Origin of the sequence: Fodinibius salicampi (genome assembly GCF_039545095.1) — a bacterium.
Classification (GTDB): domain Bacteria; phylum Bacteroidota; class Rhodothermia; order Balneolales; family Balneolaceae; genus Fodinibius; species Fodinibius salicampi.
The window spans coordinates 344,174-369,244 of sequence record NZ_BAABRS010000003.1; the positions used below are offsets into that span (position 1 = coordinate 344,174).

Sequence of the window (25,071 nt, forward strand, 5' to 3'; positions counted from 1 at the left end):
TTATACCTCAGACTTTATTCCATTAAAAAAAGTGTAATAAGGAGCCTCATTGTAGATGCGTGTCAGATAGAGAGCCAGTTCGCGCATGTGATAATCCCCCCACATACTCGACTCTCCGCAGGGTATGCTTTGTCCTTCCGGTATATAATCCCAACCGTTCGGCCGGTGATACACCGAATGAAGTAATAGTCCCTGATGGGATTCGTCGGTACTCAGATAGGGTTCATCCAGCAAAGTACGGCCAACGGTTAAGCCCGCCTGCCAATAACGACTTCCATCTTCCTGTTCATTATTTGTGTTTAGATAATGTCCAAGGCGTAACAAGCCCTGGGCGCCAATAGCTGCGGCTGAGCTGTCTACCGGCTCAAAATCGTTATACGGATCCGCCGGCACCTGGGTGTAGTCTCCGAGCTTATGCAGTTGGGGAGCTCCGGTATCCCAGTAAGGAATGCCATCCAGAGAGGTATGGTCAATATAAAAATCACATGTAGCCTTAGCTGCCTCGAGCATCATCTTTTCAATAGCAGATCGTCCTCCAAAAGGCTCAAGTTCCTCATCATCAATTGTTTCCAGCCATTCCAGCTGTTCGGCAAACCCACACATCGCCCAGGCCAATCCCCGTGTCCATGTGGAAAAGGGGGAGTAGCCCTGCTGGGAATTCGGGCAGCGATACTGGCCGTCTGTAACATTAAACACCGATTCATGAGCAGTTCGTCCCCGAATATCGTAGGGGGCATCCGTTGATCCATAATAGATATTATAGCGGGCCGTCTTACGAGCATGCTGTATCAAACGCTCCAGCAGGGAAATGGGTTCATCGTGCTCTCCATACAAAGTATGCCCAAGCTGATGGCTAATTGCCAGAGCCCTAAGGGTTCGAACGGTATCAACGAACAGGGAGTGCGGACCATTAAACGAGTGAATAAACCCTTCTCCATCTTCAGTGGTAGTCCAACGGGCAGCCTGTACCGCCCCGGTGCTTTTCAGGGCTAAATCATAAAACTCATTTTCCCATTTATCCGCTTCTATTCGTCCTTCATGGCTAAGTCGGCGGAGAGCGCCGTATGTACTTACGTTATTGAATCCATGGTCATGAACTCCTATATGCGTAATATGAGGAGCCATTTCATTAATGGTAGCCTCCCGGGCCATATCCAGAAACTCCGTATCATCGGTTACATCGTACTGTAAGATCTCTGATCCGAATTGAAATCCCTGCGTCCACTCGGTCCATCCACGTGAAGTGTATTTTCCTCTTTTGGTAAAAACCGGTGACCCTTTAGCGGTATCGTATTCATCTCGAATCAATCGTATTTTTTGACCCGAAAGTTTCCAAAACCTATTGAGTAATTCCTGAAGATCTTCAGCTACAAGATCATCTTTTATTTTCATTATAGTGCCTGCTTCTATTTCTTTGTTCTAAATATTTGCGGTGATTATAATTACGTTAAAGATGGTATATCCATCCACTCACGCTGTTGAGATGCTTTATATCCAATCTCAGCAAGCTGAACTCCTTTGGCTGCTTCCAGCAGATCCCATCTGAAAGGCTCATCCTTGACGACGTGGCGCAAGAAAAGCTCCCACTGCACTTTAAATGCATTATCAAATTCCTGTTGATCCGGCATTTTAATCCAGTCCTCATTAAAATTGTGATCTGAATCCACATCCGGATTCCACACTGGCTTGGGTGTAGCGGAATGCGGTTGAATCCACGCTTCCCGCAGCCCAGCAACAGCCGATCCATCCGTTCCGTCTACCTGGAATGTAACTAAATCATCGCGGCGGACCCGGGTGGTCCATGAGGAATTAAACTGAGCCACCACATTATTTTCCAATTCAAAAATCGCATAAGCCGCATCATCGGCCGTAGCCTCATAAGGCTTTCCATCTTCATCGTACCGCTCATCCAGATGCGTTGCGCCCAGACAAGATACTCTTTTAACCTCCCCGAAAATATTATCGAGTACGTATCGCCAGTGGCAAAACATATCTAGGATAATTCCCCCGCCATCTTCTTTGCGATAGTTCCAGGAAGGACGTTGAGCGGGAATGGTATCTCCTTCAAAAACCCAGTACCCAAAGTCGGCCTTTACCGAAAGAATTTTACCAAAAAAATCCTGTTCTTTCAGCTGCTGTAATTTAGCCAGTCCCGGCAGCCAGAGCTTATCCTGAACCACCCCGTGTTTAACACCCCCATCCTCAGCTATATGATATAGTTTTACAGCTTCTTCGGTGGAAACCGCCGTGGGCTTCTCACAATAAATATGCTTGCCTGCAGCCACCGCTTTTTTTACACTGTCGAATCGTAAATCCGTACGCTGGGCATCAAAATAGATTTGATAGTCATCATCCTCCAATACGGAATCCAGGTCAGTAGTCCATTTTTCAATACCGGTTTGATCCTGTAGGTTTTGCAGCTTTACCGGGTTACGGCCAACCAGTACCGGGTCAGGAATGATTACTTCATCTTCACTTATTTTAACACCTCCTTGCCGAATGATCGGCATAATGGAGCGCAACAAATGCTGATTTGTACCCATACGGCCCGTCACGCCATTCATTATAATACCGACCGTATGCTTTGTTAATTCGTCACTCATCTTATCAATACTTTTACGCTTTTATATAATTTTATTCAGATTCATTATCACCATTACCAGCTGCCGATTTCGTACATTGCGGCCAGGCTCCTTCGGGCAGGGGAGGAACATCTTCTCCTTCTTTAGGTAGCGTTCCGTCCAGTTCCTGTCGCCAGTGGTCTACATCGCCGGCAGGACCGTAGCAATAGATCATTTTAAGGGGTTCTTCTCCCACGTTCGTCAATTGATGAAACTTTCCGGATGGAATGTAAACCGTCTGTCCACCATAAATTTTTTGTCGCTCATCATCGACACACATTTCACCGGTCCCTTCCAGGATATGATATATTTCTTCTTGAGGATGATTGTGCCATGGGACCTGTCCACCTTTAGGATCAAGCACTACTAATCCAAGTGAAAAGTTCTCCGGTTGAATGAGAGCACTTCCCCCTGCAATATTTTTTGTAAGACGCTGGGCAGGAAATCTACGTCCATCGGTCTCTTTTAAATCAGATATAATCATTCCTTTATTCTATTGTTTAAATAATTTGAATATCTATTTCTCAATCGCTTTTAACATAAAAACAAATTCTAAATAAGCAATTTATTTAAAGCTGTCTTCAAATAGCATGAATTCATTAGATAATAATTTTCATCAGCATACTCCAACTGAATATGAATGATTATAAGAGTTTATAAACATTCAGTTTAGCAAAGTAATAGATTTGAAATACGATCGCTGACCCGCAAGCTGCATTGCATATAAAGACGGTGAGTTTTATATCCCGTAAAATGCCCTGATATAAAAACAAATATATACTCGCTTTTATTAAAAATTGCCGGCAAGAAAAATCCTTACCGGCAATTTTGAAAACCTGATTTACTTCAACTCAATTTTCCGTTAATAGCCCGGATTCTGCGGGAAGGCACTTTCACCGCCTTCAGTGCGATCAATCTGTGCCTGTGGAATCGGTCTGAGCCTATGGAATTCCTGCAGATTTCCTAAAGGAGGAACCGCATCGGGATTATGTGCTGTAGTTCTTTCGACCAGCTTCCCGGTCCGTTTCAGATCGAACCAGCGGAAACCCTCACCAAGCAATTCCCGACCACGCTCATCCAGAATAAAATCTATGCCATCTTCCGCAAGAGCCTGAGGTGTTCTTGAGACAACCGTTGCTTCTTCGCCAGGCCATGCTGCACGCTCCCTGACTGCATTAAGATGACTTATAGCATCAATCGAAGCCGCACCATCCATATAATAATAGGCCTCAGCAGCAATCAAATGCGTTTCTGCAAGGCGGAATGCAAGCCAGTCACGTGAACCAGCAGTTACATTTACCCCAGCCCGATTGGGATCCATATGCTTCCAAAGAGGAGGAAAGTTGATAGAGTTATACTCCTCAGGAGTAATTACCTGCATATTATACTCCTGCTGTTCTTCTATAGGCATATTATAGCCTGGGAACCAGATAGCCGTATCACCTTCCGCCAGCGTTGTTTCGACACCATCTATCTCATAAGTGCCGGGATCGATAACCCGGAATGCATCCTTAAAGGTTTTTTTGTACCGTGAATCTACATCCCGGTCCTCTAAATCATACATCTCCTGGGTAGTAAACTGGGTGGGACGGAAACGACGGAAAGGCCTTCCAAACTCAACCGTCCGGAATAAGCCAGGCTCCTGATCATAGGGGAAATTAAAATAGAGATGAGAGGAATTCCCATTCTTGCCATCTGCGGATACGTTAGCCAGCGTATTCTCAGAAAACTGCACTGCCCAGATCACTTCGGCATTACGCTCATTCCCAACGGCATGGACGTCACCAAAATCCTCCAGCAGTTCAAAATTGTAGTCATCGATAACCGTTTCGGCCAAATTAGCAGCCTGTTGGTAATCATCAGATCCGGCCGCATCCGTAGTCGCACGGGTTAGATATACTCGGGCCAGCAGATGCTCAGAGGCAGGTTTGGTTGCCCGCCCATACTGTCCTGCTTCTACCGGAAGGTTGGCAATAGCGAATTCCAAGTCCGAAATAATCTGATTATACACCTGATCAATCGGTGCCCTGGAAGCCTCCAGTTCTACTCCTTCGGTTTCCTCAGTAGTGAGATGGACAGGACCAAACAACTGGACCAGGATGAAGTAATAGTGGCCACGCAGGAACCGCGCTTCAGCTGCTCTTCGTGTCGTTATCTCCTGGCTAACACCATCTACACCACCCTCAGCCCGCTGAACTACCGTATTGGTAATATTGATTCCCTGATACATATTTTGCCATATCCACTCGCTAATGTAATCGAAGGAATCGAACTCATTGCTGTAACGGTTCATATATTTAAAATCGCCATCAGCGCCCTCACGGTACGTATCAGTTCCAAAGACTGTAGCTGTTAGTCCCTGCTCCGTACCATAAAAACTTCGCAGAGGATAATAAGCTGCATTAACAGCCTCCTCAAAACCGTCAGGTGTATTATAACGGCTATCACTTACCTGGGTATAGACCTCCTCCTCCAATAAATCAGAGCATGAGGCAAACATCCCAGCCACCAACACTAATGCAATTATTTTAAGATACTTAAACATAATATTATCCGGTTATTTTAAAATGTTAAATTGATTCCAAAATTCATTTGCCAACGTGCCGGCGTCCCTGTTCCGGGATTTTCCGGATCAATTCCACCATGGTCTTGCACATAGGATGAAAAGATAAACGGCTGATCTGCACTTGCATAGATGCGAAGTGACTGGGCTCCCAACACATTTTGAACCGCTTCAACAGGAAGAGTATATCCCAACTGAATATTACGTACCTTTATAAAGCTCCCGTCAAAATAAAGCCGAGAATCATTATAAATAGGATACTCTCTGTTTATTGTAGGCCTTGGATGTCTGTTTGCAGGATTACTAGGTGTCCAGTAGTTAACATCATGCTCGTTATACCTACCGACCAAGGCCGTATCATGGATTCCGCTGTCAATAGTTCTTCCAAAGACTGCGTATAAAAAGATGGATAAATCCACTCCCTTATAACTGACACGATTGGTCATACCGCCGCTAAGCTTTGGCATCTGCTGGCCAATGATAGTCCGGTCTGCGGCATTTATCTGTCCGTCACCATTTAAATCATAGGGACGAATTTCTCCCGGAATCTGATTGTATTCTGCGGCCAGATCTGCCTCATCCGATTGCCAGACTCCACGCTGCTCGTAGTCATAAAATACGTTAATGGGTTCGCCTATAAACCATTCGTTACCGACATCATCTTCGCCCTCCCCATAGAGTTCTACTATTTCCTCCTTATTGGAAGCGAAATTCAGATCAGTCGTCCATTGGAAACCATCATTTCCTCCCGCTTCAACGTTTACTGTAGAAAGCGATACCTCGATACCCGTGTTACGGGTAGAACCTATGTTCTCCAGGATACTTCCATAACCACTGGTAAGAGGCAACTGCCGCTGCAATAAGAGATCACTGGTATTTTGCTGATAAACATCAACGCTACCAGTAACACGTGAATCAAGAATACCAAATTCTAATCCGATATTCGTGGTTGCAGTGGTTTCCCATTTCAGATCTTTATTGGAAATCTGAGAGGGTTGATACCCATAAGCTAAATCACTTCCATAATTGTAGGCTGTTCGATCCAGAAGTGCCAGCGTCTGGTAAGGGTCAATCCCCGTCTGTCCGGTTTTACCCCAGCTAACGCGTAATCTTAGATCACTAAACAAACCGTCGCTGTTAAAGAAGTCTTCGTTGGCAATATTCCAGGAAAAAGCCGCTGAAGGGAAAACGCCATATTTATTATTGGCTCCAAAACGTGAGGACCCATCCACACGTCCGGTTACCGTTAACAAATAGCGGTCATCGTAGTTATAGTTGGCTCGAAGCATACTGGAAACCAAACTCCATTTTTCAAAGCCGGTGTCTGAACCCAAAATGTCCTGGGCTGCCCCAAAATTATGATGCTTCATAGTCTCAATAGGGATACCCCTGACCGACATACTGGATACTTCCGTCTGCCGCTCCTGAACACTGAACAGACCTGTTAAACCCAGGGAATGCTTCTCCGCAAATGTCTGCTCATACTCGACAATATTTTCCCAGGTATATTCGAAAATAAAATCTTCAGCCTTTTGACCGGCAGCAGGACCTAAAAACTGTGCCCGTGACCGAGAAGCCTGAAAATCGCTGTTCCGCTCATATCGAATATCCGGAGCAAAGTTCATACGAAAGCTCAGATTATCGAGCAGATCATACTCGGCATAAACATTACTCAGAAGCCGTTGTCTTTTTTCTTCATCTATATAGGTTTCGGGAAGAACTTCAATCAGTGGGTTTGAGCGCTGACCATCGTTGATCGGCTGAAACACTAAATTCCCTTCTTCGTCATAGGGTGATCCAAGGGGACTATTATTAACGGCTTCGCTATAAAAATTGCGATCGCCGCCATTCCTAATACTATAACTACCCAATGTAGTCGTCCCAATGGTAAGCTTATCCGTCACATCCATATCCAGATTAATCTGAATATTGTAGCGACTAAAATCTTCGGGAGCCAGAATACCCTGTTCCTGCAGACCACCAAAGGAGACATGAAATCTCGTATTCTCATTTCCTCCTGATATTCCCAGGTTATGGTTATGCCTTACGCCCGTTTGAAGAATCATTTCCTGGTAATCTACCCATTCTCCATTATTTAGTTTTTCAAGCTCACCGGGTTCGAGGAATTGGGAATCATCTTCATACTGACCGGCAGCACGATGTGCTTCCCGGTTAAGTTCCGCATACTCTTCTCCGTTCATTCGGTCTATCTTCGATAAAGCCTTAGAAAAACCGACAGATCCGTTATAACTGACGGATAAATCACCATCGTAACCCCGGCTGGTAGTTACAATAATCACACCATTAGAGCCACGGGCACCATAAATTGCCGTAGCGGAGGCATCCTTTAATACCTCAATCGACTGTATAGTTGACGGATTTATATCTCGAAGTCCACCTGATATTGGTACTCCATCTATCACATAAAGCGGATCATTGCCTGCATTAATAGATCGATTTCCACGAATACGAACACTGGCACCTGAGCCAGGCTTCGTTCCACTTTGGCTAACCGTCACACCGGCCGTTCGTCCCTGTAGTCCCTGATCAATGGATGTGATCGCAACTTCATTCATCTCTTCTGCCGTAACTGAGGATACAGAACCGGTTACATCTTCCCGCTCCTGGGTACCGTAACCAACAACGACGACATCTTCTCCAATTATTTGACTTTGGTTGAGTTCTATATTGAACTCAACGGACTCACCTTCGTCTACCTGTAGTGTTGTTTCAAACCGTTCATAGCCTACATAAGTAGCTACCAGAGTATAGGTACCCGCCTCATCAAGCGTAATGTTATAACTCCCATCGGCGCCCGTTGCAGATCCCGTTTCCAATTCCGGAATGTATATGTTTGCACCCGGTATCGGATTATCGGTTATAGCATCTGTAACGATTCCGCTAATTTGTTGCGCAAACACTGATGGTGCGCAGAACACACTCCCAATTATACCAATTAAGAGTGCCAAAAAAGTCTGTCTTATTTTTCTCATAGTATCACAATCCCTTTTCTCAAAAATCAAAATTAAAACCACAGAATCATGTAACCGGTTAAGTAATATACTTTTAAAAAAACGGTTACTCAGTTTCTATAGGGCAGATGATTTTTGAATAATTAGCATTATTTTTTGATTAAGTTAGATTATCCCCTATTACTTCACCGGTTAATTAAAAAAAATCCCAAACAAATACAAACAAACATCGAAAGTATTGGTATTTTATTTCAATAATCTTTCAAAAACTTTCAAATCATTTTTCTTCATAAGGTAATATATAATCTTTTTGCCCCTCAACTACCTCTAACTCTTCGGTTTTACCGTCAAACCATATCACTCTTATTTTTTCTACCTTTGCTTCATTATCAGCACCAATAATTTGGGTGAAGCTATTTTGCGACCAGTATCCGACACCGGCCTGTACCTCTCTTAATGGTCCCTTAGAATTCTTATCTTTATAGATCAATTGAATGCCTGACCCGATCGCATTTCTATTCCGGGACGGCCCCACTAGTGTGATCCGGTAGCCTCGGCTCTCCGTTTTATTCTCATAAAGCTTTGTATCATAACCATTTTGCGATACAGCCAGATCTACTTTCCCATCTTTATTGAAGTCACTGAATGCCGCCCCCCGCTGCTCGCCATAAATCTTAATGCCCGATTTGCTACCGGATACCGCCGAAAAGCCTCCATTTCCATCTCCTTTGAGCCATACCCCCCGGCCTGCATCCTGACGGGGAGACTGACGAGGGACCCCAAATAAATTTTGACTTAAAAACAGATCTTCATTTCCGTCATTATCCATATCTGCAACCCCGGCATGAAAAGATATACTAAATTGTGATTCTATGGGTAGCTTACGTCCTTCAAATCCATCGCCTGTATTTAAAAATACCATATGTTCCAGCGTATTAATCTCTTTATATGGCATGCGATCATATTTCCCCCTAAACAGATCACGCAGCGTACTGTTTGCGAACTGCTCATGACTGTTTATTTGATTGGCTATATCAGGGATCGATCCAAAATGAAATAGTTGTCTCCGCGGCACATACTCTTCATCAGCATTTGAATAAGCTTCAATAATCTCAACCCAGGGATCACGGTTAAGGTAGTCGTAGTACATTCGTATAGGGTTATCATAGGTGAGTTTATATGGACTGTTTAATCCACGGTTCGTAACAACAAGATCCGGCCGGCCGTCATTGTTAAAGTCACCACTTGCAATTCCATTCCACCAGCCCTTCAGATCGGCAAGCCCAACACTTGCCGTCACGTCCTTGAAATTTCCACCTTCATTCTCCAATACCAGTATTGAATCCCAAGCCCGGCTTAAAACCAGATCCGGATCGCCATCCCGGTCATAATCGGTAAATACTGCTCCTATTACCATTCCTATTTCCTGCAACTTAGCCGAATTGGTTCGGTCAATACTAAATGAACCTCTTTCATTGAGCAACAATCGCGAAGTAGCATTTTTTGGATAATGTCCGGGAATAAACCGTCCTCCCACAAAAAGATCTATATCTCCATCAGCGTCATAATCGGCTGCGGCCATAGGTCCAGTGGCAGACATGTTAGCCGGAATAGAATCCAAATGAACATTATTAAGATCATTAACCTGGTATTGGTAAGCAGATGGTGCCTGGGCATTTCCCTGCTCATAATTTACATTTCCAACAAGAATATTCGTGCCCTGACCTTCCTCCCAACCCAGAATTGTAGCTTGGTCTCCCGGCGCAGCCTGGCTTAAAAGAGGCAGGGTGATTTCACGAAACTCACCATCTCCCAAATTTTCAAACACTCCGATTGCTCCTCCTTTACCCGAACCAATCAATAAATCATCATCTCCGTCCTGATCGATGTCAATCCATGAAATGCCCGGCCCTAACTGACTGAGGCGCAGGGGCAAGAGGGATTGAAAATCGAAATCATTAAAATTGTTTTCATGGTGACTGTGATTAATCCGGGCAGACACATCTTCAAAAATCGGGTCATTAATTTCTTCCGTATCCTTTATTTTCTTTTTCTCTTTCCGGACCTCTGCTTCATATACTTCGTAGATGCGATTTGCGGGGATACTATCCAGACGGCTTTCTGTCCCGTCCGGCCAGGTAATCACCAGCTGGTGATTTTCGTTTTGGCCATCCGCTGCAAATATCACCATGGGATCAGAACCCGAAAGATAGCTCCCCCCGGAAGCCAGCTCCTTTTTTTGTTCTACCTCAGCTCCGATTAGCTTAATTTTTGCCCCAATTGCCTGCGTATTCGGTGACTCTCCAATAAGCCTGACTCCGATACGGGGAGCGCGGCCAATATTTTTATAAATGGCCGCTTCTTCATTCATCCGGTTAATAGCCAGGTCCAGCGTGCCGTCATTATTTAAGTCTGCTACAGCCATTCCGTGGGAAATATCCTTCCCTTCAATTCCCAGGTCAGTTCCCCTTTCCCGAAATGTCAGGTCTCTGTTATTCATAAATATCTGATTACGCAACTTCAGAGATGGAGCACCTCTCATAAATTCAGTAAAGTGCTCATCCATGTTTTTTCCCTTGCGCACCATATTTAGCTGCGCATCTATATCCAAAATATGATACAGGTACCCATTATTTACAATAAGGTCCTCATAGCCATCCAAATCGATATCCATAAACGTTGCATCCCATGACCAGCCGCTGCCTTCTACGCCACTCAAATATGCAATTTCAGCATAGGTAAGATCCTCTCTTTTCAGGAATAATGAGTTCCTATTATTTGTCGGGCGGGCTTCAACGTTTCTGTATTGCTCGGGATTCGGATCATCGGAACCTACTTGTCGAAGCCTTTCGCTATGTTCAGGACTTAGCATCTCTGCGGTAAAGATATCTGTTTCACCATCCCTGTTGACATCCGAAAAATCTACTCCCATACATGCAAAGCTAATATTTCTAATCGCCCACTGATCTATTTGTTTGAATGTTCCCTCACCCTGATTTATCCATATTTTATCTTTGGTAAAGAAATCATTACATACATATAAATCAGGCAGCCCATCGCCATTCAGATCCTGGAATTTAGCCGTCAATCCCCAATCCCTTGCTAAGCCTGAGGAATCTCCATCCTCGTCAAGAAACATCTCTTCCGGATTAGAGATCTTTTTAAATGAACCCTGCTGATTAATATATAACTCATCTTCTTCACCGGTTTCCGCTAAGCCCCCAAGACGATTATCGTCTGTCATAAAAATATCGTAGTGTTCATCAAAAGGGGAAGTCAGTGAAAACGGACCCGTTTGGTTTTGCCTGTTATAGGGTTCGTTAAGAACATTATTCATTGCAAGCTCTTCGGTGGAATACATATCCTTAACGGTTTTCTCCTTGTACTTGGCCACATAAAGATCCAAATACTGATCCCCGTTAATATCTGCCAAAGCCATGGTCGTACTGCCTTCTCCTGCTCCCAGACCACTCTCATCATGCAGCTTAAAATTTCCGCTCCCATCATTAAGATATAGAGCATTATTTTTACCTATAGAGGTAACCAGGAGATCTAAATGCCCATTACCATTTATATCCGCGAAGGCAACCCCGGTTGAGTGGTGATCCTCGTGGGCTACGCCGGCTTCATCCGTAATATCCCTGAACTCCATTCCCCCTAAATTCTTATACAATTTGTTAGAGTTTTTGAGTCCGGCAAAATATAAATCCACCAAGCCATCCCCGTCTATATCCCCGGCGGCAACCCCGGAACCAAGCAAGTAATGACGGTTTTCACTTAATTCCTCTTCTGTGATATGATTTCCAAACTCAATACCGGTGTCCGAGGGAGATTGCAGTTCAAAGCCATATTCATCCGCTGAGCCGGAGGGAATTTGTGCCCAGTGATATTCACTCTCCTGATGCCATTCTAGTTCCGGTGCAGTGTTACAAGCCGTCAATATTGATAAAACAAAAACAAGAAAACCCTTCTTATAAGAAGCCATGCCTTTTTTCCAAAAAACAAGAGTATATATGATAAATTATTTATTAAAAGCCTTAATCCACAATAGGAAATAGATTACTTAATTATATCGGTCTGCATTGAAATAAGTTCGGGTTTAGCCTTGCCATCGGATTCAATCTCCATCACCAATCGCTTGAAAGCTCGATACCCTAAATCAAAAGTAGGCTGGTCGATACATATAAATGGGTGTGAGAGGTATTGATTAAATTCACTGCTTCCAAAGGAAAGAATAGTGATCTCACCTGGATCAATATCATGTTCTTTCATATATTTCAGTGCACCCAATCCCACAGGATAGGTTGCACAAAAAACAGCTTCCGGCTTTCCGTATCCTTCCATTAATTTCCCAAATCCCCTGTAACCATCTTCTTCACTGAACCCTGTTTCTACAACTGCATTTTCATCTATATCTATGCCTGCTTCAGTTAAAGCTTCCCGGTAACCAAGATTCCGGTCTCTTCCGATTTCCACGCTTAAATATCCAGACAGATGGGCAATATTCATATAGTTCCGATCTATGAGATACTGAACCCCTTTTTTAGCTTGTTTCTTATCATCCACCCTCAAATAGGTATAGTTAGCATCAGAAAAGCCCCGGTCAAAAAATACTAATTGCGCATTCATGTCTTTAACTCGCTCAAAGTATTCGGCCTCTTTTGTTTTCTCAGAAATGGATATCAATAGCCCCTCCACTCTCATATTGAGCATTGATTCGACATGCTTTTTTTCCAGCTTGTCATCTTCCAGTGATACCCCAAGAATAACTTCATAATCACTTTCAAGAGCAGCTTGATATATGCCATCAATGACTGAGGAAAAGAAGGAGTGAGCAATTTTAGGGACGATAACTCCAATAATCTGAGTTTTTTTGGATGTCAGAGAACGGGCTACAAGATTGGGTCGATACCCCATCTTTTGCGCCATTTTCTTAACTTTTTTCTTCGTCTCCTCTGATATATCCGAATGGTCCCTGAGAGCCTTGGACACACTAACTTTCGTTAAATCAAGTTTTTTAGCAATATCCTCCAATCGTACATTTTTCATCAATCCTTTTTTGCATTAGTATTTATATTTAGAACTGCAAAACTCCAAATATGACATATACCCTAAAGTCATAATTAAAAAATATAATATCCTTATACTGACTGAAAATTAATTTTTTATATACTTCTTCCCACTCTCTATCCTATTAATTAATATATAATATATCTCCTTCCTGTCTTTAGTTAGGAATTATTGTTACACCTACGCGGCGAAAACCCGGACATATAATTCCTCCAAAAGATCAGGTTCAACCATCATACTAGCCTTCCCCAATAAGCAACAGGAAGGAGACTCATTATCTGTTAGCTTCCTCGAGTTGGATGAGGAGTGATAGAGGTTAAATCCTCAATGCGCACTGGCTTACCCGATTCAATACTATTACGTGCCGCAATACCTACCAGTATGGACATGGCACCGTCTCTTTTTCCGGCAGAATGCTCAAGAGGATCCTCCATATCAGGATTCCGAAAGATTTGATCCTGCAGACGCCTGTCTCCACCTCCATGGCCGCCGCTTTCCTGGCGTACCTTAATTTGTTCGTGCTGACTGCTAAAGTTATCCATGACCATAATTTCTTCGTAGTCGATGGCTTCCTCCCGCTCTTCCTGGGACATTTCCTGCTGATGCAACTCAGCCTGATTTGCCTTTTCCTCTTCTCTCCATGGAATTCCATGCCAGGCATCAATACGTCCGTCAAAACCATTGAAACCGATTTTCATTCCTTCGTAGGGCGAATAAGTAGTGAGGGAGTAATTTACCTGCACATCATTGGCATATTTTATTTGCAGCGACATCTTATCATAAATATCGATTTCATGTCTCCATAGGCAGTTATCCCGGATATAGCCATCATGTTCTTCATTGGCTACATAGAGATCCATATACGTATCATTATTCGTTATATCCCAGTAGAAATCACACTTATCCTTATGGGGACAGGTACGGCATTTATTGCCCCGAAACGGATGATTGCTTCCGTAATGCTCTAAGGAGCCTTCAGCATAGACTTCCACCGGATCGGAATCCAGCCACCAGTTCAAAAGGTCAAAATGGTGCGTAGCCTTGTGAACCAACAGGGTTCCACTGCTGGCTTCAATGCCGTGCCAGCGTCGGAAATAGGAGGCACCGTGATATACGTTCAGATACCAATCAAAGTCAACCGAAGTAATTTTCCCAACTCTCCGGTTCACTAACATCTCTTTCAATTTCGTATGGTGTGGACTATAGCGGTAGTTAAATCCTACAATGAGTTCTCCATCCGACTTTGCCTCTGCATCCAAAATTGCCTGACACTTATTCTCATCTGTAGTCATGGGCTTTTCGGTTAACACATCAATGCCCCGCTCCAATCCCTTAATAATAAACTGGTGATGGGTAGCATCCACTGTAGTAACAATGAGCATTTCAGGTTCTGTGGTATCCATCATCTCATCAAAATCAGTAAATGTGGGACAATCAGCCCCGATGAATTCCTTTCCGTACTCCAGTCGGCCGGGATTTATATCACATAGCCCAACAAATTCAGCAATATCCCCATATTGTTCTCGTACTGTTCTGCCCCAGAAGGTAATTCCCCGGATGCCGGTTCCAACCAAGGCAATTTTCCTCTTTTCAGCTGAAGCAAACTTATCCGCAAAAGCGCCCATGGGCCTAGCAAACATGCCTCCCGCCATTGCCCCTGTTGCACTTTTTAAGAAATCTTTTCGTGTTATATTATTTGATGCCATAATGCTACCCTTATCTTATTTTAAGTTAACTATCGTTTTTAAATCCCTTATTACTGTCCCGCCCGATTTAAGGTTATCCTCTGAGGGACCTTTTACCCAGCCAGCAGCGTATCAGGATATACGGCCCTTTTTTCGTCTGCAGAAAGATAGAGTCCTTCTACAAAGGCCAGTGACTTCAAACTATCTTCTCCCGATACAACAGGCTTATCATCATTCAAAAATGCCGGTAATATCTGGTCGTATTGTTTCTTATGATTATTATTGGACATCCCTGCCATGGGGCTCGAAGCACCGGCCCCGGAACTTTCTTCAGTTTTTGTCTCCTCCTCATCATTAAGATCCGTTCCCCTGAGCTTTAACCGATCTCCATCAAGGTGAGCCGTCCCGTTTTCTGCATGAATTTCAATAGCTCGATTTTGAGGGGGAACAATAGACGTAGACGCCTTGAAAACCCCGATGGCCCCATTTTTAAATCGCAGGGACGCAACGGCATTATCTTCGCCTTCTATTCTTTTATGCGTCAATGTATCTTTGTAGGCCTGCAGCGATTCTACCTCTCCACAAAGCCACAACAATAAGTCCACAGTATGGATGGCCTGATTAATTACCGCGCCACCCCCGTCCAGCGAAAGTGTACCTCGCCACCCGGCACTGTCATAATACTCCTGATCCCGGAACCATTTTACAGAGGCGTCTACCATGACTATCTTTCCCAACGCCCCTTCATCAATAATACTTTTCAGCTTTTTGACATCTTCGATAAACCGGTTTTGATATATAACCGCCAGCTTCACCTCGTTCTTTTGACAGCGGTCAACCAACCGGCGGGCGCGATCCAGAGAAACCTCTATTGGTTTCTCAATAATTAAATGCTTTCCCGCCTCTGCAGCTTTTTCACCGTAATCTAAGTGGGTGCCGCTGGGCGTACAGACAACTACTACATCAAGATCACCGTCGGCAAGAAATTTCTGGTAATCACTGTAACCCTTAACCTCAAATTTATTGCAAAAAGTAGCCAGATTTGATTCAGTTCTACTGAAGGCCGATATAAGTCGCCCGTATTCTGTCTCTGCTATCGCTTCAGCATGAGTGTCGGCAATAGTTCCACAGCCAACAAGTCCGATATTAAATTCTTTTTTCGGTTTCGCCATTCAACTACGTATCTAAAAATCTAATCTGATATTAAATTATGTCTAAAAATTATTGCACTTCTTTCCAAAAAGAAATCTCTATCCCTATTTAAAGAAAGTCATGGATATAGACCTATAAAGCCAATTTAACCGGTTACTTATATATATAATAAAAAAAACGAAAAGACAATTTTTATTATACTTCCCATAAGCAAATCATAGATCATACCATTCATTCAATTATTTTGCGAAAAAATTTAGACTGATTACAAATAATTTAGGGCTATAAGCTTATCAAATTGAGTTGATAGCCATCGACTGTTTTATGGAAATCGGCGGGGTAAAGCGATCGATACTCATGATCAGCACTCTCCAGATCTATTATTTTAAGCACATCAATTGTCGGAAACCTTTTTTCTAATTCATGAATATCTTCAATTGACCATTTTATTTTGGCATCACAGTATTTTAGCGCATCATTATCCTTTTCCAGTCCTTCCAAAAAAGCAGGCTCAGCACTGTCGAACAGATAATAACTTCCGGAAAAATGCTCGCACAGCGATTGAAACAGTTGTTGTACCTCTTTTTCGGGGAAGTAGATAACAGATGCCTCGGAAATAAATAACCAAGGACCTTTACTTTCCTGCTTAACTTTTGTGATCCACTGCTCATCAAAGGCGGAAAAGGGGAGGAAGGTACGCCTGTCCGTTTCCACAAAAAATTGCTTCCACACCTCATACACTTCGGGAACATCCAAGTCATACCACCGAACTCTGCCATTATCCAGTCGTTCGAATCTTGAATTGAGTCCACCCCCCAACTCGACGACTGTAATAGAAGGATTTTCTTTTAGGATATTTTCCACCAGCCGGTCTATGATAGTGGTACGAATAGTGGTACGCAGCATACTCCGCTTCGAATCGGGATCGAGAAATTTTTTAAAATCATAATCCAGTGATTCAAAAACTTCCACCGATTTCTTATCCTTTAGAATCCCATCAGTCTTCTTTGATTCCAAAGCTCGTCCCATTAGTGGGATAAGCAGTGTTTCTGATACCCCGCTTAGTTTCAGATCGCTCATATTTATAATAATCCCGTGTTAAGGTTGTGAACTAAAACACCATATATAATATATATTAGGTATAGTTCCTCCCCAATCTATTCTAACTACGGATAACTTTATAGTTACCATTCATCTTAGACGTGTATTATAAATCTAGTATCCTATTTAATAAACTATTTATTTACCGTAGGTATTATCAAAGATTCCCAAGTTATGGCTTACCTACGTCAAATTAATTAATTCACTTACTCCTCAAAGACCAATGCATCGGGTTCAGCACCTAGCTCTTTCAGATATTCTATCATTGCCTCATTAAAAGGCATGGGACCGCATACATAGAACGGTTGGTCAAAATCGTCGATCTGCTCTTCCAAAAAGGATTTGTCAATAAATCCATCCAGATAGATATGTTCATCGGTTGGCTCATCGGTAATCACATTGATAAAATCATCGCCCAGCATCGCCTCAAATTCATCTTTGAGGATGATATCTTTCTCTGTTTTGTTGGAGAAAATAAGCTGATTCCCCTCAATTTTTTCCTCACGGGCCAATCGGCGCAGGATCGCAATAAAGGGAGTGACGCCCGCACCGCCGGCCAAAAAGATACCGGGTCCCTTATATTGAATGGTTCCCCATGGATCATCAATAATCAGTTGATCTCCTACATTAAGGCTATCCAGTTTATGCGTTACCCCATTATGATCGTCATAAATTTTTATTACGAATTCTAAATCAGGTTCACCGTTCAGGCTCGTAAAGGTAAAAGGGCGCTTTTCCTCTCTCCAGTCGGGTTTATCAATGGCTACTTCCGTAGCCTGTCCCGGGATAAACTCAAACCCCTCGGGCTTATCGACCTTAAACCGTTTGACATCGTGAGTGACCTGCTGAATATCTCGAATTGTTACGTTGTAACTCATAATTATTACTTAATGATTTCCGGATGTTCGTTATATGGAATGCATTTCTGCTTCGCTTCATTCAAATATCAATAAAACTCTAATATAAATGGAATGAAAGCTCTACCCGTAACGTTATTTAGTTCAATATTAAACTAATTTGGAACAGAAAAATCTATTTTCTCTTATATGAGTACTATTGAAGCTGAAATAACAGCTAAAAAAGCAGCCACTGATTATCCCATACACACATTATTAAAAAACAGGTGGAGTCCCCGTTCTTTTTCGAATGAAACTGTTGATACCGAATTGATTAATCAACTTTTTGAAGCAGCACGCTGGGCTCCTTCCTCTTACAATGAACAGCCCTGGCGATTTATCGTAGCACAAAAAGAAGATGAAGAGGCGTTCAAAAAGCTCTCAAAAGTAGCGAATGATTTCAACCGAAACTGGGCAACAGGCGCGCCGGTTTTAGCACTGGGAATTGCGAAAAAAAGCTTTGATCGAAATGGACGCACCAATAAACATGCCAGTCACGACTTGGGTCAGGCGATTGCCCATTTAACATTTGAAGCAACCCGCCATGATCTGTTTGTACATCAGATGGCAGGCATATTACCCGATAAAGCCCGCGAACTGTATGAAATCTCTGATAAATTTGAACCCTTCACCATGTTTGCCATCGGCTACAGAGGAAATCCACAGTCACTGCCCGACAAATTAGCGGAGCAGGAAATGAATTCCCGCAGCCGCAAAGAACTCGATGACATTCTTTTTGACGGAGAATGGCCAGAAGAGTAACACGGAGGGTGCCAGCTATTGTGTTAATAGCTTAACTCTGGCTGGCGCCTTTTACTTTCCCCTATCTAGTCTTCCAATAAATGATTAGGTCCTCTTCCCCCCATCTTTTTGAGCCCATTGTCTCCAGCTTTACGTATATATAGATAGCTATAAGGTGTTGGGATTATGATCACAGTATAAAAAGGGGTACAAAACAATTTACGTTTTTATTGATAGACCTACCCTTTCACAGGCATCCGAAATACCTGGCTATTTACTTATTTAACCTAATTACATCAATAGACTATGGGCTTTGATTTTAAAAAGGCAGAACAATCACTGGATAATTTATCCTTTCCGGACCGACTGAAATCAGTAGGTCATCTCGTTAAACACACCTTCACCATCATCGGGGAAGATGAAGATATCATCAAACCGTGGATACGGATGCTGATTTATAACCTGGTCATGGTCAGCGGACTTTTTTATGCCTGGCTGGGCTGGTGGTATGATCTTCCATTAGAAGGATGGGGACTTTTTCTTGCTATCATTCTTTTCATCTACAAATACTTCTACTATAACAAGCAGGAGATGCGGATGAGTCATATCGTTTATGAAACGATTATAGGCAACGATCCATCCTACAAATCGGCGGTAACAGCCTGCAAACCCGTACAATCCCAAACACGAAAAATTGCCTGGCTGGATATCGGCATGTCTTTTATCAACAAAGCAAAATTTACGGGTGGGGGCTTCCTGATGATGCTCATCCGGTTTTTTATTGCCGGCATTGGTGAAGTCTGGGATTTAGTTAATCATTACCTATTGCCCTCTGTGGCCGTTGACCGACTGGATATCAAGCCGGCTGTCAAGAAAATGAAAAAACTTAAAAGCCAGGTACCCGAATCGCTGGTGGGCGTGTTTGGCATTGACTTCCTCGGCAGTGTAACCCGGCAGATTGTAGTACCCATCTACATTGGACTGGCTATTATTTCCATTGGGCTCGGTATTTGGCTGTCAGGATATCTCCCCTCCACCGAGATTCAAGGGTCCGAGACACCTACCGAATACTGGTTTACCACCCTGCAGTTCAGCTGGGTACCCGTTATTATCGGTTTGTGGATTGGGAAGATAATTAGCAGCGCCATCGAACGGACCGTAACCGGTGTTAAAGTGATTTACTTCACTATTTTCTACACCAAAATCACTCATCCGGAACGTATTATGGATAAAATGCAGGACGACCTTTTAGATTACCTAAAGCTCAAAGAAGTGGATGAAGTCAAAGATTTAGACAAACAGGAAACGGAAGATTCAGATTCGTCCTGATGCAACAACTTTCAATCGATAAGAGAAAAGAAAAAGCCCGGCTAAATTGATCCGGGCTTTTTTATTTTTACAGGCTTACTTCAAATTTTCCTCAAAGAACGATACTGTTTTTTGCCAGGCATCCTTAGCAGCCTCTTCCTGGTACCGTGTTCCCGAAGGATTCGCAAATGCATGCCCCGCTCCATCATAAATATGGATAGAATTGGACACATCTACTTCATTTAATGCTGATTCAAAGGCTTTTACTTCTTTGGGAGGAATTCCCTGATCTTCGGCGCCAAATATTCCAAGAACCGGCATCTGAAGCTCGGCAAGCTGCTCGGTATCGGTCACCAGACGCCCGTAATAGATAACGGTTGCATCAATTTTATCGGGATGGGCCAGTGCCGTTTGCAGCGACCATGCCCCTCCAAAGCACCAACCAATAACTCCAATATTGCCGGCATTTTGCTCTTTCGTTAAATAATTGTAGGCCTGGGTCAAGTTATCAATTGCTTCCTCATCATTCACCGAACCCGCATAGCTCCCGGCGCTGTCGGGGGATTCCGCTACCTTGCCTTTATAAAGATCCACTGCCAGAACGGTGTATCCTTCTCCCGCCAGTTTATCTGTCATATTGCGAATATTATCATTGAGTCCCCACCATTCGTGAATAACAATGATACCGGGCGTATTTTCATCCGCATTGTCGGCCTTTGCCAGGTAACCGGTGATCTCAGTACCGTTAACCGTAGCATAGTTCACTTCTTCTCCGGATACTTCACCCGACTGGGCTAAATCCGATGAGGCATTCTCAACCGGACGATCGCCTTCATGCTCCATTGACATCCGGTCTAAGAAATCCTCTTTTTCTCCGCTGCAGGCCGCTATAAATAGTCCCAGAACAAAAATCCATCCAGTCTTTATTACTTTATCCATTTTTTATCCCTCTTATTTATTTTATTATTTCTAATATGATGTGATGCACAGACTTACATAACCGAAATGCTGAGAAATCCGTTTAGCATCTGTTATATTTTTTTAAAGCATTGAATCGGGAAGTACAAAAGCCACATATTCATCTCCCGAAGTCGCTCCCAGCTTACCGCCACCACAGGCAATCACCAGGTACTGTTTCCCGTCAATCTCATACACGCTGGGCGTTGCAAAACCCGCTGCCGGGAGGTCGTGCTCCCACAGCAGTTCACCGGTTTGTTTATCAAAGGCACGTATCTTTTCATCCAGGGTAGCCGCAATAAAAACAAGTCCGCCGGCCGTAACCACCGGTCCCCCGTAGTTTTCAGTCCCCGTCGGAGCAATCCCTCTTTCACGCAGGTCGGGATATTCTCCCAGTGGAATACCCCATTCATGTTCCCCGGTATTCAGATTAATGGCATTGAGCGTTCCCCACGGCGGACTGTTGGCCGGATAGCCTTCGGGCCTCCGGAATTTCTTATAGCCAGCCATCACATAAGGAGACGAATTTTCCTCATCCGTAACCTCTTCTTTATCCGAGACTTCCTCCACCTGGTAAAACTCATCCCCAATAATAAAATTAATAATAGCTTTCTTTTTTGACTCGGAAAGATGGGCAAACCCGGGCATCATCCGTCGTCCGCTTTCAATCAAATCAAAAAGTTCCTCGGGACTATACCGCTCTTCAACATCAACCAGCGATGGATTATTCCCGCCGCCCTCTCTGTCCGGACCGTGGCATGACATACAATTCGTCATATAGGCCTTTTCGCCGGCTAAAAAGGACGATTTTTGCCCGGAATAGGAGGTAGTATCCCCATACTGATCTGTCGGGACCATCGTCATAATCCAGGGCACCTCGTTGCTATTAACGTATAAAACGCCCGTTTCCGGATCAAAAGCGCTGCCGCCCCACTCGGCCCCGCCGTCAAAGCCCGGGAACATCAGGGTTCCCCGCAAGGAGGGAGGCGCAAACATGTGATCGCTATTCAGGCTTAGGAGCTGCTTTTTAAGCTCGGCCTGCACCTCCTGCGATACATATGGGTTGATATCCGTAGTGTCCATGTGCTGCCGGACAAACGGTTCCGGCTTTGTCGGCATGGGTTGCGTTGGCCATACCTCTTCTCCATCCAGGTTACTGTTGGTTGGTACCTCAACTTCTTCAACTGGGAATAAGGGTTCTCCGGTCTCACGATCAAACAAAAAGAGAAACCCGCTTTTGGTCGTCTGCGCCACCGCATCGATCTCCTCTCCCTCGTGCGTAACCGTTACCAGGGCCGGCGGCGAGGGCAGATCGCGATCCCACAAATCGTGATGAATAGTCTGATAATGCCAGACTCGATCACCCGTGGCCGCATCCAGCGCTAAAAGGGTATTAGCAAATAAATTCTTTCCTTTTCGATCACCACCGTAAAAATCGGGGGAGGCCGATCCCGTCGGGATATACACTATTCCGCGCTCGTTATCCACCGACATGCCGGCCCAGCTGTTGGCTCCACCAATCCGCTTCCAGGCATCGGGATCGTCCCAGCTTTCATATCCGAATTCACCGGGCCGGGGAATCGTATGAAAAGTCCAGGCCAGCTCCCCTGTGCGCACATTAAAAGCACGGATACCACCCGGGGCTGCATTGTCGCCTTCCGAGACCCTGGAGCCGATGATAATCAGATCCTCAAAAATTACGCCGGGGGAGGTCGCCGTAACGGAAAGATCCTCAGCCCGCTCACCCAATCCCTGTTTTAAGCTTGCCTTCCCCTTATCTCCAAAACTTTCTACCAGGGTCCCAGTTTTAGCATCAAGCGCATAAAGTTCGGGTCCGGCTGTAAATAAAATTCGCTGATCTTCCCCATCCTCCCAATAGGTCACGCCCCGGTTTACATTGAGCCAGTGGACAATATCCGTTGAATCAGGGAAAGGATTGAAGACCCACTGCTCCTCTCCCGTTGCAGCATCCAGGGCAAAAACTTTCAAGCCTGGAGAAGTGGCATAGAGCGTTTGATCAATGACAATGGCGTTCGCCTGGATTTGGGAATTTTTAGCCGTATCGGCATCCTCAGTTGAGTAGCTCCAGATTTGTTGAAGCTGATCCACATTAGTGGTATCGACCTGATCGAGTGACGAATAGCGAATGGAAGCGGCATCCCCGCCGCGAACCTCCCAGCTCTGATATGTTCTATCCATTTCCGACGAACAACTCAAGCAGAAGATCAATAATCCCAAACAAATGATGTTCGTTGTTTTAAAACTACCCCATTTTCCTTGTCCCATACTTTAACTTATATCCCTAAGGTTAAACAAATAAACCGATTATTTGCCACTCCCATCAGCAATAACATACATATCCATTCAGAAACTATCAGCAATAAAAAAGCGGGCACGGAAATTAGTGTTTGACCACCAGCTCCATGCCCGCTCTTTAAAAATAAGAATTAGTTCCAGCGGCTATTCCTCTTCGCGTACAATACGCTGGATGCCCTTTCCTTCCGTTGCAACATAAATATGACCGTCAGGCGCCTGCTCTACATCCCGAACGCGGCCAATATCCTCAAAGATGATCTCCTCTTCTATTATGCTGCCATCGTTAATTTTGCACCATACCAGGTAGTTGAACTTCAGCGAACCCACCAACAGATCGCCCTGCCAGTTGGGATATACGTCGCTGGTAACAAAAGCCATGCCCGAAGGCGCAATGGAAGGATCCCAATACCATTCGGGCTGTTCCATTCCGGCTTTGGCGGTATCTTCAGTAAAAGAAGTACCGTCGTAGTTGATGCCAAAGCTGATCTCCGGCCATCCATAGTTGTTACCCGGCTCAATGATATTCACTTCGTCGCCGCCGCGCGGACCGTGCTCGTGAACCCATATTTGTCCCGTTTCGGAATTAAAATCCATACCCTGCGGATTTCGATGCCCATACGAATAAATTCCTTCCTTGGCATTTTCCTCGCCTACAAACGGATTACCTTCCGGAATAGAGCCGTCATCATTCAGGCGATAGATTTTTCCGCCGTCCCGCGTAATATCCTGCGGATTTTCATCGCGGTTGCCTCGGTCCCCGATACTAAAGTAAAGGTACCCTTCATCATCAAATTTAATACGGCTTCCGAAATGCTGTCCCCGGTCGGTATTGGGCACGGCTTTATACAACACCTCGTTTTCGACCAATCCGGTACGGTCGTCATTTAGTTGGGCACGCATCAATGCGGTATTAGCGCCCTCACCTTCGCCTTCCACGCTGGAATAGGTAATATAAACCCAACCGGTTTCCTCATAATTCGGATGCAGTTCGATATCCAGCAAACCACCCTGACTGTTCGCCCACACTTCCGGCACGCCGTCGAGAGGCTCGGAGCGCTGACCATCACTAACCAGGTACAACTCGCCATCCCGATTAGTTACCAGCATATCTCCATCGGGCAGCCAGGCCATGCCCCAGGGAAGCGGAATATCGTCGCCGCTGATCACCGTTTCTGTGGTATATTCTGGGCTGACAGGCTCTTCAGCCTCCGTATTTTCATTCATCTCTGAACCGTTGCTGCATCCCACAAACAGCACGAGTAAAAAGTATATTGCTAATGATTTATCCATAGTTATTATTCCTTACAAATGACCATTTAAATTTAAAGTTTTTGATTGAGCCGATATAATGCACTTTTTTTTGTAGGGATACCAATTTTTGAACGCTTTTTTACACTTTGATTCTCTTTTGTCGAATATTCTGCTGTTATTCGTCTAACAGACTTTGTATATTAAGCGCTTTGAAATGGCAGGTGGGTATTTCCAAGATCTGGCTTCCACCCAGATATTAAAAAACGCCTGTCTCATACAACTGTTTCTTGCGCCCGTAGCTCAACTGGATAGAGCGTCTGACTTCGGATCAGAAGGCTGAGGGTTCGAATCCTTCCGGGCGTACATCTATCCGTCATTTTCGCCGGACATATTATATTTTATTTCCTTTCTATTTTGAATAGAATTGAGCTGGTGATA

16 protein-coding genes and 1 tRNA gene are annotated in these 25,071 nt (G+C 44.2%); 3 read left to right on the top strand and 14 right to left on the bottom strand.

Annotated features, from left to right (window positions below; translation table 11 throughout):
- The 11 genes from ABEB05_RS12655 to ABEB05_RS12705 form a co-directional block, all read right to left on the bottom strand.
- A complete protein-coding gene (locus ABEB05_RS12655; RefSeq protein ID WP_265790652.1) occupies nt 1–1,392 on the bottom strand; it encodes a glycoside hydrolase family 88 protein in 1,392 nt (463 codons plus the stop codon).
- A 50-nt stretch (nt 1,393–1,442) separates the two neighbouring features.
- On the bottom strand, nt 1,443–2,603 hold the full coding sequence (locus ABEB05_RS12660; protein ID WP_265790654.1) for a Gfo/Idh/MocA family protein: 1,161 nt from the start codon (nt 2,601–2,603) through the stop codon (nt 1,443–1,445).
- Nucleotides 2,604–2,634: 31 nt separating this feature from the next.
- Nucleotides 2,635–3,105, bottom strand: a complete 471-nt coding sequence (locus tag ABEB05_RS12665) for a cupin domain-containing protein (protein ID WP_265790656.1) — start codon at nt 3,103–3,105, stop codon at nt 2,635–2,637.
- Nucleotides 3,106–3,483: 378 nt separating this feature from the next.
- Entirely contained in the window at nt 3,484–5,166 is a 1,683-nt protein-coding gene (locus tag ABEB05_RS12670) for a RagB/SusD family nutrient uptake outer membrane protein (RefSeq protein WP_265790658.1), read from the bottom strand.
- 17 nt (nt 5,167–5,183) lie between these two features.
- Nucleotides 5,184–8,177, bottom strand: coding sequence for a SusC/RagA family TonB-linked outer membrane protein (locus tag ABEB05_RS12675; protein ID WP_265790660.1), 2,994 nt, complete (start codon nt 8,175–8,177; stop codon nt 5,184–5,186).
- 256 nt (nt 8,178–8,433) lie between these two features.
- Nucleotides 8,434–12,141 (bottom strand): CRTAC1 family protein, encoded by a 3,708-nt coding sequence (locus tag ABEB05_RS12680; RefSeq protein WP_265790662.1) that lies wholly within the window; start codon nt 12,139–12,141, stop codon nt 8,434–8,436.
- A gap of 74 nt (nt 12,142–12,215) precedes the next feature.
- Nucleotides 12,216–13,205, bottom strand: coding sequence for a LacI family DNA-binding transcriptional regulator (locus tag ABEB05_RS12685; RefSeq protein WP_265790664.1), 990 nt, complete (start codon nt 13,203–13,205; stop codon nt 12,216–12,218).
- Nucleotides 13,206–13,507: 302 nt separating this feature from the next.
- Nucleotides 13,508–14,932 carry a Gfo/Idh/MocA family oxidoreductase gene (locus ABEB05_RS12690; protein WP_265790666.1) on the bottom strand — a complete coding sequence of 475 codons (1,425 nt, stop codon included), beginning with the start codon at nt 14,930–14,932 and terminating at the stop codon, nt 13,508–13,510.
- 92 nt (nt 14,933–15,024) lie between these two features.
- Complete coding sequence (locus ABEB05_RS12695; protein ID WP_265790668.1) at nt 15,025–16,083, bottom strand: Gfo/Idh/MocA family protein; 1,059 nt, start codon at nt 16,081–16,083, stop codon at nt 15,025–15,027.
- A gap of 262 nt (nt 16,084–16,345) precedes the next feature.
- Complete coding sequence (locus ABEB05_RS12700; RefSeq protein ID WP_265790670.1) at nt 16,346–17,143, bottom strand: class I SAM-dependent methyltransferase; 798 nt, start codon at nt 17,141–17,143, stop codon at nt 16,346–16,348.
- Between the two features lie 227 nt (nt 17,144–17,370).
- Complete coding sequence (locus ABEB05_RS12705) at nt 17,371–18,042, bottom strand: FAD-binding oxidoreductase (RefSeq protein ID WP_265790672.1); 672 nt, start codon at nt 18,040–18,042, stop codon at nt 17,371–17,373.
- 168 nt (nt 18,043–18,210) lie between these two features.
- Here ABEB05_RS12705 and ABEB05_RS12710 point away from each other — a divergent pair, with 168 nt between their 5' ends.
- Together ABEB05_RS12710 and ABEB05_RS12715 are read left to right on the top strand one after the other, a co-directional pair.
- Nucleotides 18,211–18,822: a nitroreductase family protein gene (locus tag ABEB05_RS12710; RefSeq protein ID WP_265790674.1), complete on the top strand. Its 612-nt coding sequence runs from the start codon at nt 18,211–18,213 to the stop codon at nt 18,820–18,822.
- A 285-nt stretch (nt 18,823–19,107) separates the two neighbouring features.
- Complete coding sequence (locus ABEB05_RS12715) at nt 19,108–20,130, top strand: hypothetical protein (protein ID WP_265790676.1); 1,023 nt, start codon at nt 19,108–19,110, stop codon at nt 20,128–20,130.
- A gap of 75 nt (nt 20,131–20,205) precedes the next feature.
- On the opposite strand, the gene ABEB05_RS12720 is transcribed toward ABEB05_RS12715, so the two are convergent.
- The 3 genes from ABEB05_RS12720 to ABEB05_RS12730 all read right to left on the bottom strand — a co-directional run bounded on the left by ABEB05_RS12720 (nt 20,206) and on the right by ABEB05_RS12730 (nt 24,672).
- The gene (locus tag ABEB05_RS12720; RefSeq protein ID WP_265790677.1) at nt 20,206–21,048 is read right to left on the bottom strand and encodes a dienelactone hydrolase family protein; all 843 of its coding nucleotides are present in this window, start codon (nt 21,046–21,048) and stop codon (nt 20,206–20,208) included.
- Nucleotides 21,049–21,150: 102 nt separating this feature from the next.
- Nucleotides 21,151–23,265: an outer membrane protein assembly factor BamB family protein gene (locus ABEB05_RS12725; protein WP_265790680.1), complete on the bottom strand. Its 2,115-nt coding sequence runs from the start codon at nt 23,263–23,265 to the stop codon at nt 21,151–21,153.
- Between the two features lie 261 nt (nt 23,266–23,526).
- A complete protein-coding gene (locus ABEB05_RS12730) occupies nt 23,527–24,672 on the bottom strand; it encodes a PQQ-dependent sugar dehydrogenase (RefSeq protein WP_265790681.1) in 1,146 nt (381 codons plus the stop codon).
- 250 nt (nt 24,673–24,922) lie between these two features.
- Here ABEB05_RS12730 and ABEB05_RS12735 point away from each other — a divergent pair.
- Nucleotides 24,923–24,996 (top strand) — tRNA-Arg (locus ABEB05_RS12735).
- Nucleotides 24,997–25,071: the final 75 nt, after the last annotated feature.